The 11,699-nt window shown below is 69.9% G+C and carries 10 protein-coding genes and 1 riboswitch; of the genes, 3 read left to right on the top strand and 7 right to left on the bottom strand.

Translation table 11 applies throughout. The features are described from left to right. Positions 1 to 53: 53 nt before the first annotated feature. Positions 54 to 509: a hypothetical protein gene (locus AC1DV7_RS07615; RefSeq protein ID WP_477596180.1), complete on the bottom strand. Its 456-nt coding sequence runs from the start codon at positions 507 to 509 to the stop codon at positions 54 to 56. Positions 510 to 768: 259 nt separating this feature from the next. Here AC1DV7_RS07615 and AC1DV7_RS07620 point away from each other — a divergent pair, with 259 nt between their 5' ends. Continuing rightward, complete coding sequence (locus AC1DV7_RS07620) at positions 769 to 1,278, top strand: MarR family winged helix-turn-helix transcriptional regulator (protein ID WP_477596182.1); 510 nt, start codon at positions 769 to 771, stop codon at positions 1,276 to 1,278. Positions 1,279 to 1,311: 33 nt separating this feature from the next. On the opposite strand, the gene AC1DV7_RS07625 is transcribed toward AC1DV7_RS07620, so the two are convergent. From AC1DV7_RS07625 to AC1DV7_RS07635, 3 genes are all read right to left on the bottom strand, one after another. Beyond that, positions 1,312 to 1,506 carry a hypothetical protein gene (locus AC1DV7_RS07625; protein ID WP_477596184.1) on the bottom strand — a complete coding sequence of 65 codons (195 nt, stop codon included), beginning with the start codon at positions 1,504 to 1,506 and terminating at the stop codon, positions 1,312 to 1,314. A gap of 87 nt (positions 1,507 to 1,593) precedes the next feature. Beyond that, on the bottom strand, positions 1,594 to 2,640 hold the full coding sequence (locus tag AC1DV7_RS07630) for a ribonucleotide-diphosphate reductase subunit beta (protein ID WP_477596186.1): 1,047 nt from the start codon (positions 2,638 to 2,640) through the stop codon (positions 1,594 to 1,596). After that, positions 2,637 to 5,153 (bottom strand): ribonucleoside-diphosphate reductase subunit alpha, encoded by a 2,517-nt coding sequence (locus AC1DV7_RS07635; RefSeq protein ID WP_477596188.1) that lies wholly within the window; start codon positions 5,151 to 5,153, stop codon positions 2,637 to 2,639. Before AC1DV7_RS07635 ends, AC1DV7_RS07630 begins: the two co-directional genes overlap by 4 nt. A 137-nt stretch (positions 5,154 to 5,290) precedes the next feature. Further along, a riboswitch (cobalamin riboswitch) is annotated at positions 5,291 to 5,508 on the bottom strand. 182 nt (positions 5,509 to 5,690) lie between these two features. On the opposite strand from AC1DV7_RS07635, the gene AC1DV7_RS07640 reads away from it, so the two are divergent. Next, positions 5,691 to 8,909 carry a VPS10 domain-containing protein gene (locus AC1DV7_RS07640; RefSeq protein WP_477596190.1) on the top strand — a complete coding sequence of 1,073 codons (3,219 nt, stop codon included), beginning with the start codon at positions 5,691 to 5,693 and terminating at the stop codon, positions 8,907 to 8,909. 9 nt (positions 8,910 to 8,918) lie between these two features. After that, the gene (locus AC1DV7_RS07645) at positions 8,919 to 9,161 is read left to right on the top strand and encodes a hypothetical protein (RefSeq protein ID WP_477596192.1); all 243 of its coding nucleotides are present in this window, start codon (positions 8,919 to 8,921) and stop codon (positions 9,159 to 9,161) included. Here AC1DV7_RS07645 and AC1DV7_RS07650 read toward each other — a convergent pair. From AC1DV7_RS07650 to AC1DV7_RS07660, 3 genes are read right to left on the bottom strand one after another with little or no spacing between them, the layout of a single operon-like run. Beyond that, the gene (locus AC1DV7_RS07650) at positions 9,138 to 10,130 is read right to left on the bottom strand and encodes a hypothetical protein (RefSeq protein WP_477596194.1); all 993 of its coding nucleotides are present in this window, start codon (positions 10,128 to 10,130) and stop codon (positions 9,138 to 9,140) included. The two genes, AC1DV7_RS07645 and AC1DV7_RS07650, sit on opposite strands and share 24 nt — an antisense overlap. Positions 10,131 to 10,164: 34 nt before the next feature. Continuing rightward, positions 10,165 to 10,620, bottom strand: a complete 456-nt coding sequence (locus AC1DV7_RS07655) for a VOC family protein (protein WP_477596196.1) — start codon at positions 10,618 to 10,620, stop codon at positions 10,165 to 10,167. Between the two features lie 21 nt (positions 10,621 to 10,641). After that, positions 10,642 to 11,607 carry a helix-turn-helix transcriptional regulator gene (locus AC1DV7_RS07660; RefSeq protein WP_477596198.1) on the bottom strand — a complete coding sequence of 322 codons (966 nt, stop codon included), beginning with the start codon at positions 11,605 to 11,607 and terminating at the stop codon, positions 10,642 to 10,644. Positions 11,608 to 11,699: the final 92 nt, after the last annotated feature.

Consider the following 11,699-nt stretch of genomic DNA (forward strand, 5'->3'; position numbering starts at 1 on the left):
AGGCAGGGGGAGCGGGCCCGGGAGGCGCGTTTGCCGCACCTCCCGGGAAAGCCCTAGCTCGTCGAGTAGCTGATGCTCACGGTGGCGCCCTTGCAGGCGTCCTGGTTCGCGGCCGGCTTGTTGTTGAACGCGATGGTCAGACCGGACCAGGAGCCCACGCCATTGCCAGCGGCAACCTGGGCGTTCACCGTCGCCGTGCCGGCGACGGTGTAGTCGGTGGCGTCGCAGCCGACCTTGTCCGTGCCGGTGACCAGGGCCGACACCGCGCCGATGTAGACGGGGCCGGAGTTCGGGTTGTCGAAGTTGCCGCTCAGGGCCTGGGCCGTTCCGCCCGGCCGCAGACCGGTGACGGTGCTGGTCTGGTTGACGGTGACCGCCACGGTGGTGCCGGTGGCGGCCTCACCTGTGCCATCGCCTGTGGTGGTCCAGTAGGCGAAGGCTGCGCCGCCGATGCCGACCATGGCGGCCGCCAGGACGACGACCTTCTTCTTCCTGCTGACTGCTCGCATGACTGCTCCAAGGCTTCGGGGTCCAGCGGACGTCAAGCAAAGGATTTGCGGGTATCCACCGGCTGATCACTGCTGTCATGAGGAAACTACGTCAATCACTTTGCGAACCAAACTAGTTGGCGCGTAAACGACCTGACAGGCCATGGGTCAGTAGTCCGTTCGGTCAGCCGGTACGCTCACGGATTTGGCGGGCAGGAGCGGTCGGCCATGATGCGCTTGGGGATCCACAGGTGACCTCCACACGACGATTCGGAGCAGGATGATGCAGGCGGACGAGGCGGCCCGGCTCCTGGGGGCCGAGCTACGCCATGTCGTCTTCGCGACCGACCGGATGCGCAGTGCGATCGCCTCGCGGCTTCACCTGGGGACGACCGAGCTGACTGCCCTGGCTCACCTGGTCGAGGCCGGTGAGCTGACCCCCAAGGAGCTGGCGGGCAGGCTCGGCATCACCCCGGGGTCGGTGACCGGCGTCGCGGACCGACTGGTCGAGGCGGGTCTCTTGGCGCGGGTGCCCCACCCCAGCGACCGGCGCAGCCTGCTCCTGCGTCCCACGCCGACGGGGATCCGCCAGCGCGAGTGGGCGAACGGCCAGTGGGAGGCTGTTCTCGGTCAGACGTTGGACGATCGCCTCGCAGCCCTTGCCCCCGAGATGTCGGGGTGGCTCGCGCAGGCGGCCGACCTGATCCTGGGCGCCGCCCTCGATGCGGACCACGTCGCGGCCGAGGAGTCGCCCGACGATGCGACCCGGCGCTGTCCCCCCAAGGAGTAGGCGCACCGCCGCTCGCCTGAGCTGGGGTCCGCGTCAGGGCTGGCGGCGGCCGCGGCCGGCGCTGATCGCGACGACCAGGCCGATGAGGGCGACGAAGGGGCCGATCGCGGCCCAGAGCTTGACGCCGCTCATCGAGCTGCCCTCCACGATCCCGAGGCCCTGCAGGGTCCAGAGGACTCCGACGGCGAACAGGATCCCCCCGATGGCAAGGGACAGGCGGCGGCTCATGTCCCCATCATGTCGGTTCGGGCATGGGTATGCCGGGTGGCCGGCCCCCTGCGGTGACCACCCGGCATACCTGCTTGTGGGGGTCGGTCAGAACTCGTCGTCGAACCCGACGGACCCACTCACCCCGACCTGGTACGCCGAGACGCGCCGCTCGAAGAAGTTCGACAGCTCCTGCACGTCCTGCAGCTCCATGAACGCCAGCGGGTTCTTCGAGCGGTACTCCGGCTCGAGCCCGAGCTGCTGCAGCCGCCGGTCGGCCACGTTCTCGAGGTACAGCCGCATGTCGCCGGTCGAGAGCCCGGCGACCCCGCCGCCCAGCAGGTCCTGGGCAAACTGCGCCTCGGCGTCGACCGCGTCGCGCAGCATCTGGCGGACGTCCGCCGCCATCTGGTCGTCGAACAGGTCGGGCTCCTCGGCGCGCACCGTCTCGACCACCTCGAACGCGAACGACATGTGCATCGACTCGTCGCGGAACACCCAGTTGGTGCCCGACGCGAGGCCGTTGAGCAGCCCGCGGGAACGCAGGAAGTACACGTACGCGAAGGCGCCGTAGAAGAAGAGCCCCTCGATGCAGGCGGCGAAGCAGATCAGGTTGAGCAGGAACGCCTTGCGGTGCTCCCGGGTCTCGAGCGCGTCGAGCTCGAAGACCGAGTCGATCCACCGGAAGCAGAAGTCGGCCTTGTGCTTGATCGACGGGATGTTGTCGACCGCGGCGAACGCCTCTGCGCGCTGCTGCTCGTCGGGCACGTACGTGTCGAGCAGGGTCAGGTAGAACTGCACGTGCACCGCCTCCTCGAACAGCTGACGGCTCAGGTACAGCCGGCCCTCCGGGGAGTTGATGTGCTGGTACAGGTTGAGCACGAGGTTGTTGGCCACGATGGTGTCGCCCGTGGCGAAGAAGGCCACGAGCCGGCTGACCAGGTGCCGCTCGGCCTCGGTCAGCTTCTTCAAGTCCGCCAGGTCGGAGTGCAGGTCGACCTCCTCGACGGTCCACGTGTTCTTGATGGCGTCGCGGTACTTCTCGTAGAAGTGCGGGTAGCGCATCGGCCGCAGCGTGAGGTTCATGCCGGGGTCGAGCAGCATCCGGGTCCTGGAAGGGGTGTCGGACTGGGTGGTGGCGTGTGTGGTGGTCATTCGCAGGCCTCGCAGGTCTCGGGGTTCTCGAGGGAGCACGCGATGGCTTCCTCGTCGGTGAAGGGGGTGGGCGTGGTGGGAGCGATGGCCGCCGCCGGAGCGGTCGGCGCGACGACCGCCGCGGCTGCGAGGGGTGCGGTGCCCACCGGCGCGGGCAAGGCGGGCGCAGTCCCCACCGGCACGGAGGCAGCCCTGGCGCCGACGGACACCGTCGCCTGCTGGATGCGGGTCGCCGGACGCGAGCGCAGGTAGTACGTCGTCTTGAGGCCGGCCTTCCACGCGAACAGGTACATCGAGCTGAGCTTGCCGATGGTGGGCGAGGCCAGGAACAGGTTGAGCGACTGGCTCTGGTCGATGTACGGCTGACGCGCGGCCGCGAGCTCGATCAGCGACTTCTGGGGCAGCTCCCAGGCGGTGCGGAACAGCAGCCGCACGTCCTCGGGCAGGTCGAGGATCCCCTGGACCGAACCCTCGCTGCGCTTGATCGCCTCGCGCACCTCGGGGGTCCACAGGCCGCGGGCCTTGAGCTCGCGCACCAACGCCGTGTTGACCTGGAGGAACTCACCGGAGAGCGTCTCTCGCTTGAACAGGTTGCTCACCTGCGGCTCGATGCACTCGTACGCGCCGGTGATCGACGCGATGGTCGCCGTGGGCGCGATCGCGACGAGCAGGCTGTTGCGCAGGCCGTGCTCGGCGATCGCCGCCCGCACCGCGCCCCAGCGCTCGGTCTGGGTCGGGGTCACCCCCCAGAGATCGGGCTGGAGGTCGCCCCGCGCAGCCCTCGTCTGGTCGTATGCCGGGTGCGCACCGTGCTCCGCCGCCAGCTCGGCGGACCGCTCCAGGGCGGAGAGGTAGACCTCCTCGGAGATCCGGGTCGACAGCTCCTTCGCCTCGGCGGAGTCGAACGGCAGCCGGAGCGCGAAGAAGACGTCCTGCAGCCCCATCATGCCGAGGCCGACCGGACGCCAGCGCGGGTTGGAGGCCGCGGACTCGGTGCTCGGGTAGTAGTTGATGTCGATGACCCGGTCGAGGTAGGTGACCGCGGTGCGGACGGTGGATCGCAGTGTCTCCCAGTCGATTCCGTCACGCTGCGCCGTCAGGTGCCGGGCGAGGTTGACCGAGCCGAGGTTGCAGACGGCCGTCTCGTCGTTGCTCGATACCTCGATGATCTCGGTGCACAGGTTGGACAGGTGCACGACGTTGCCGGGCTCGGCGGTCTGGTTGCACGTGCGGTTGGAGGCGTCCTTGAACGTCATCCAGCCGTTCCCCGTCTGCGCCAGGGTCCGCATCATCTTGCCGTAGAGCTCACGCGCACTCACGGTGCGCACGACGCGCCCGTCGCGCTCCGCGGCGGCATACGCGTCCTCGAAGTCCTTGCCCCACAGGTCGGGGAGCTCGGGCACGGCGTTCGGGTCGACGAGGCTCCACTGCTCGTCGGCCTCGACCCGCCGCATGAACTCGTCGGGGATCCAGTTGGCCAGGTTGAGGTTGTGTGCCCGACGGGCGTCCTCGCCGGTGTTGTCGCGCAGCTCGAGGAACTCCTCGATGTCGGGGTGCCACGGCTCGAGGTAGACGCAGGCGGCGCCCTTGCGACGCCCGCCCTGGTTGACCGCCGCGACCGACGAGTCGAGGGTGCGCAGCCACGGGACGATGCCGTTGGAGTGGCCGTTCGTGCCGCGGATCAGCGCGCCGCGCGAGCGAACCCGCGACCACGAGATCCCGATGCCACCGGCGAACTTCGACAGCTTGGCCACCTGGGAGTACCGGTCGTAGATCGAGTCGAGCGAGTCCTGCGGGCTGTCGACGAGGTAGCAGGACGACATCTGGGTGTGCTGCGTGCCGGAGTTGAACAGGGTCGGCGAACTCGGCAGGTACGACAGCGACGACATCAGGAGGTAGAAGTCGATCGCCTCCCTGGCGGTGCGGGCCAGGCCGCAGGCCACGCGCAGCAGCCAGTACTGGGGCGTCTCGATGACGTCGCGGGTCTGGGGGTGGCGCAGCAGGTAGCGGTCGTAGACGGTGCGCAGGCCGAAGTACTCGAACCGGCGGTCGGCGTCGAGGTCGATGGCGTGGTCGAGCTTGCGCGCGTTGCGCTCGACGAACTCCGCGGTCTCGTCGCCGATCAGGCCCTCGAGGTGCCCGAGTCGCACGGCCTGGCTGAACGAGGCGATCTGGTGGCCCCGCACCTCCTTGTCGATGTAGTTCGACAGGAGCCGGGCCGCGAGCCGCGAGTACTCCGGCTCCGCCGAGGTCATCTCGGCCGCGGTCTGGATCGAGAGCCGGTCCAGCTCGGCCGTGGTCGCCCCGTCGTACAACCCGCTGATCGTGCGGGTGGCGATCGCCATGGGGTCGACCTCGGCAAGGTCGTCGCACCAGCGCTCGACGGCCCGGACGATCTTCATGACGTCGACGGGTTCGGTGTCTCCGTTGCGCTTGCGCACCTGCATCTGGGTACGCCGGGTGGGGGCGACCGGGTCCTGCACCTCGTCGGGTGCAGCGGGGGTCAGGGTCATCTGCTCTCTCCTCGCGAGCGGTTCCGATGGGCCGGGACCGCGGAGGAGGCGACGACGCGAGGCGACCGCCCGGCGGTGCCGAGGTCGCTGCTGCGCTGTCGATGGACCCGCCCTCGAGGTCACGACCACACCGCGCACGGTGTGCGCGGTTGCTGGCAGGTCTTCGGACTCGTGGACGGCTGTCGGCAGGTGCCGACGGGGCCTACTGGCCGTCGCTTCCCAGACTCGCGTCCAGTGCTTGGTGACGGCGTTCGTTTCCACTTACCGCTGCGGGGCAGTCCCGGACTCGCACCGGGTTCCCTCTTGCCCCGAAGCCGTTGGATCACGGCTTCGGACCAGCTGTCGCCACCATATAGGGGGCCACCTCCCAAACCGTGGCACCAGATGTTGTGCCCGCGTGTCCCGGCGTGTCGGGTGGGCGACCCGGGCCTTTGGCTGTGTTGTACGTCGTTTGGTCGATGTCAGGTACGTCTTGCGAGGACAGGCTGAGCTTGCGCCTCATCGGCGTCAAGAACCTGCAGACGAGGGGCCATCACGATGCCTGAGCAGTTCTTCGAGGACATGGGCCGCAAGGCGGAGTGGTTCCGCCAGGTCCACGGCAGCAACGACCACGTCGAGCTCGACCGGGTGCGCGACGCCGCCGTGGCCCACGTCGAGGTGATGCGCGAGGCCAGGGTCGAGCGGCTCGACCCCGGCGGTGGCCCGATCGACGAGGCCATCGTGCTGCTGGGTCGCGGGGGACGGGCCAAGGCCGAGGCCACCGACCCGCCCGGCCATGCCGACCGCGAGGTCTTCCTCACCCGTGCGGTGTCCGTGACCGCCACCAGCGACGAACTGTCCCGGACGCTCAAGCTCCGCCCCCGTCGCGGTGTCGCAGCCCTCGACCCGCGCACCGCGAGGCTGATGCGCTACGACCCCGAGCGCGAGGCGTGGGCCCTCGTCGACGCCTCGGGCTGGAACCCGCAGGACCGTTATGTGTGGGGGCGCGTGGACCGCCCCGGCACTTATGCCGCCGTGGCGCTTCCCAAGGAGCCTGACACCCTGCGACGGGTCGGGCTCGAGATGTTCCTGCGCCGCACCGTCGCCGACGCCGTGGCCACGGGGCACATCGCGTCCGTGTCCGACGTCGCGGACCGCGCCGCGTTCCGCGACTACTTCGCCACTCGGCACCACACCGACCAGGCCGGCGAGGAGGGACGACGCCGGCTCGACCAGGCTGTCGCCGCGCACCGTGCCGCGGTGCGCGAGCTCGGTCGCTCGCTGCCGCCTGCGCCCCTCGGAGGCAACCCGCAGTGGTCGGTGCTCGACGACATCCTCGTGCGCCTCGGCGACCTGCGCGACGTCATCGGGGTCGACCGGCTCTGGCCGTACTGGCCCATCCTGGCCCGGGTGGCCAACCGGGTGGGACCGTGGTTCCCGTTGGGCCCCACCAACATCAACGGCCGCGTCAAGTCGATCGCCATGCACCGTTCGGACAGCAACGTCCTGCTCGCCGGCGCGGCGAACGGTGGGGTGTGGAAGTCGACCAACGGCGGCGACACCTGGCGGGCGACCTGGAAGTTCGAGGAGAGCCTCGCGATCGGTGGCGTGGCGATGGCCCCGAGCAACGGCAACGTCGCCTACGCAGGCACCGGTGAGGACACCCCCGGCTGGAGCCCGTCGTACGGCGGCGTGGGGGTCTTCAAGTCCTCGGACGCCGGGTCGACGTGGCGGCAGATCGGCACGGCCGCGCAGGTCGGCGCCCGCACCAACAAGGTCGTGGTGCACCCGACGACGAGCAGCATCGTCTACCTGGCCACGGATGCCGGCGTCTACCGAGGCAGGCCCGGTCTCGCAGTGACCCTGGGCGGGGTCCCTGCCTACACCTGGGACCAGCTGCTCCCGGGCCGCGCCACGGACCTCGTCATCAAGCACGACAACCCTCTGGTGATGCTGGCCGGCATCCACGACGACGCGGTCTACAAGACGCTGGACGGCGGAGCCCACTGGACCCGGCTCACGGGTCCGAGGGTCAAGGTGTTCGCGATCATCTTCGGCTTCACGGAGCAGATGCCCACCGGGTCGGACGTCGGGTGGATCAAGCTCGCGATCGGGCGCTCGGGTGAGGGCGGGTCCAACTTCGTCGTGGCCAAGCTCGGGAAGAACTCCGCGACGACCCTGATCAGTGGGGACCTCGGCGAGGAGTGGCTCAAGACGCCGGGCAGCGTGGGCACGAAGTACGACGAGTGGTGCAGCCTCGTCGCCGTGCACCCGCGTCAGCGACGGCACATCTACCTCGCGAGCGTGGACATGAAGCACTCGTTCGACGCGTGGACCTACGTCGCGTCGCCGGGCACCCACTCGGACCACCACCAGATGGTCTTCCACCGTTCGGACGACGACGTGGCCTACGTCTGCTGCGACGGAGGGGTCTATCGCACGACCGACAACGGCTCGAGCTGGTCGCTGCGCAGCTCGAACCTGGTCGCCACCCAGCTGATGAGCCTGGGCATCTCGGGCACCGGGTCCTTCCTCGTCGGCTCTGCGACCCAGGACCAGGGCATCATCCAGACGAACGGGTCGTCGGTGTGGGCCGACCACGGTGGCGGCAACGAGTGGGGCATGTTCGTCATCGATCCCAACGACTCCAACCACGTCTTCGTCTCGCCGGGTGACGGCCAGCTGCGCCGCAGCACCAACGGCGGGGTCGGGTGGAGCAACCCCACGGGCGGGCTGACCGACTGGTGGGCCTCGCAGAACCGGAACACCAAGGCGGCGTCCTTCGCGCATGTCGCGGTGAAGCCGGGTGACGGGTCCATCGTCGTCGGTGCCGCCACCGTGTCCGACGAGGTGAAGGACGCGAACGACGTGGTGACGGCCAGCTACGCCGCACGACACCGGATCTACCGCAGCACCAACGCCGGCGTCGACTGGACGTCGGTCTTCACCCTGCCGCACCGGGGTTCGAAGGTCGCCTTTGCCAGCACCGACGCCCGCCGGGTCTACGTCGTCACCTCCGAGGGGCGCGTCTACCGCAGCAGTGACTCGGGTGCCTCGTGGACCGAGCCTGCGACCGCGGCCAACCGGCTGCCGGCCGTCTACGCCACGGCGATCACGGTCGACCCGTTCGACAAGAACCGGGTGTACGTCACGTTCGGCGCCACCGACCCGCACATCTTCCGGTCCACCGACGGTGGCGCCACGTGGGCAGCGTGCAACGGCACGACCGCGGCCATGCGGCTGCCGAACATCGCGCTGCTCGACGTCGTGGTCGACACCGAGAACCCTGACGTGCTGTACGTCGGCTCGGACATCGGCGTCTTCCGCAGCAACGACCGGGGGTCCACCTGGTACTGGGCCAACGACAGCTTCGGGGAGTACGACCTGCCTCGAGTGCCGGTCACCGGGCTGGGCATCCACCCGGCGACGCACCGGCTCTATGCCTCGACCATGGGACGCGGGCTGTACTACACCCAGGCCACGGGGATCGTGTCGATGCGTGCGACCCATGTGCGGCTCGCGCACGAGTACCCCTACCCGTCCGGGATCCTCAAGCTGCGGCTCACGGACGGGGCGACGACCTACACGATGACCCGTCAGGAGGTGATCCGCCGGATCCAGGCGGGCACCGAGGTCTACACCGTCGGCCCCGATGGCACCAGGGCCCGGGTGCGCACGCTCGAGCCGGACCAGCAGCATCCCCTGGAGTACCTCTCGACGGCTGCTGACGCGACCACGACCAACAACCTGCTGTCGCTACCCCGCTTCTACGGATAGGAGAAGGCCGTGAGCCTGAGAACCCGCATGTGGACCGAGCTGGTCCTGGCCGCAGTGGCCCTCGTCCTGACGGTCGTGACGGCGATCTGGCCGACCTGGATCGAGTCGCTGTTCGAGGCCTCGCCGGACGGTGGCGACGGGTCGGCCGAGCGGCTGTTCGCGCTGGGGTGGCTCGCGGTGGCGGTGCTGTTCTCGGTGCTCGCGCGGCGTGACCGGAGGCGGCTCGTCTCAGCCGGCGAGGTGGGCGCGTAGGGCGACGTAGACCTTGCGCACACCGATGGCCCGCTGCAGGTCGTGCTCGATGCGGGAGAAGAACTCGCGCCGGTAGTTCTGGTCGATGACAGCCTGGACGGTGAAGTAGAGCCCGGCGAAGCCCGACAGGAAGATCGCGACGGAGAACAGCTCGTCGCTGACGAGGTGGAACGGTCCGGTGTAGCGCGGCGCCGTCCCCACCCACGCCTCGATGACGCTGGGGCGGATGGCGATCGAGCCGAACACGACGAAGAACGCGAACACGATCAGGGCCAGCGACAGCATCTGGATCGCCTGGGCGATGAAGAGCATGAGCATGAGGTTGCGTCGCTGCAGCGGGGGCAGCCGGATGCCGGCGACCTCGCTGGCCAGGTGGGGCTCGGCGAGGATCTCGCGCGCGGCCGACGCGACCGGCGTGCCCTCACAGGTGGCGGCGAGCTGCTCACCCTCGACCTCGGCGCCCACTCGCTCGATCTCGCTGCGGAACGAGGGTGCGAGGAACGCCACGGCCAGCAGCGCGAAGATGCCGACGCAGGACCACAACAGGTGCCGTGGCAGTGCCGACGACACCTGCCACACCTCGGTGTTGATGAACAGGAAGGTGATGAACAGCAACAGGAACGGCAGGGCGCGGGTCGCCAGTGGCCCGATCAGGGAGCGGTTCTCCCACGCGTGGGCCAGCGCCCAGCGACCGATCCGCCCGACCCGGAACACCCGCACCGCTCGGCCGAGCGCCACGACCGCCGCGGTCAGCAGCCCGAGCGCAACGGCCTCGCCGGCGCTCGCGCCCAGGTTCAGGGCGACGATGGTGACGGCCACCGCCGGCACCGCCGCGAACGCCGCCCACAGCCCGACGATGCGCGGGGCCAGCGCTCGCTGGATCGCCTCGTGGCCGGACTCCACGAAGTAGGGCAGGCCGTGGTCGACGAACCACTGCTCGCACTTCGCCACGTCGTTGGTCGTCAGCACGGCGACAGCCTCTCAGGTGTCGGCGCCGACCCCGTCACACCACGCAGAACTCGTTGCCCTCAGGGTCGCGCAGGGTCATCGCGAAGTAGTCGGCTCCCTCGGGGGCGTTGACGTAGGCCACGCTCGCGCCGAGAGCGACCAACCGCTCAGCCTCGGCCTCGACGGCGGCGCGCCGCTCGGCATACGGCATCGCCTCGCGACCGGGCGTGAACCGGAGGTCGAGGTGCAGGCGGTTCTTGACCGCCTTGGGCTCCGGCACCTCCTGGAACCAGATCCGCGGTCGGACGCCCTCGGGGTCGACGATCGCGCCACTGCCGGCCTCGGCGCCCTCGAGCTCGGACTGGGGTATGCCGCCGGCACGCCAGTAGTCGAGCCAGCTGGCCCAGCCGGGGGGCGCGGGCTCGGGGACGTAGTCGAGGGCCTCGCACCAGAACGTCACGAGCCGGGCGGTGTCGGTGCAGTCGACGGTCAGCTGCCAGGTGGTGGACATGGTCCCAGTGTCCCAGCGAGGTCAGACAGCGGCGGTGAACCGGGCCGACCAGTCCGCCAGGGCCGCCCGCAGCTCGGCGGTGCCCTCCTCGAGGGTGAACGGCGCACCGATCACGCCCAGGCCGAAGGCCGCCCAGCGCGGGTCCACGGCGTCCATCTCGATCCGGCAGGTGCGCTCGTCGACGACGCTCAGCCGCCCCCAGCGGCCCGTCCGAGGCTCGACCTCCTCGAGCGGGGCGTGCACCAGGGCCCGGACCACGAGGCCGGACTCGTTGCGGGACAGTCCCTTTCGCACGTATGCCGCCGCGTCGCCGCCGGGGATCTCGCGTGGCCGGAACCGGGCTCGGGTGCCTTGCGGCTCGCTGAGCCGGTCGAGCCGGAAGGACCGCCAGTCCTGCCGGTCGAGGTCGTACCCGAGCAGGTACCAGCGACGGCCGACGGTGACGAGGCGGTGGGGCTCGACGTGCCGGCGCACGTCCGTGCCCGCACCCTGGCCGCCGCGCGCGTGGTAGGTGAAGCGCACCCGCTCGGTGTCCCTGGTGGTCTGGGCGACCGCTGCGAGGACCTCGGCGCTCACGGCCGGGGCCTCGGCGAACGGCGAGTCCTCGGTGACCGCCCGCAGGGCCTCCGCCCGGCGCCGCAGCTTGGGCGGCAGGACCTGGACGACCTTCGACAGTGCCCGCACGGACGCCTCCGACAGCTCGCCGCTGGTCAGCTGCGCCGCGCCGTTGAGGGCGACGACCATCGCGATCGCCTCGTCCTCGTCGACGGTCAGCGGTGGCATCGTCGCCCCTGCGCCGAGCTGGTAGCCGCCGTCGACGCCCCGGACCGAGTCGACCGGGTAGCCGAGCTCGCGCAGCCGGTCGATGTCCCGCCGCAGGGTCCGGTCGGAGACCTCGAGCCGGTCCGCGAGCTCGCCACCGGGCCAGAACCGGTGGGTCTGCAGGAGCGACAGGAGTCGCAGGGTGCGCGAGCTGGTGTTGGCCATGGATCCAGAGTGCCTCACCAAGCGGTCAGAAAGTGACCGGAAGCCTCCCTAACGTCGGACGTGACAGCAGGACGACCGGACGAGAACGAGGA

The sequence above is a fragment of the Pedococcus sp. P2_E4 genome, assembly GCF_056403935.1.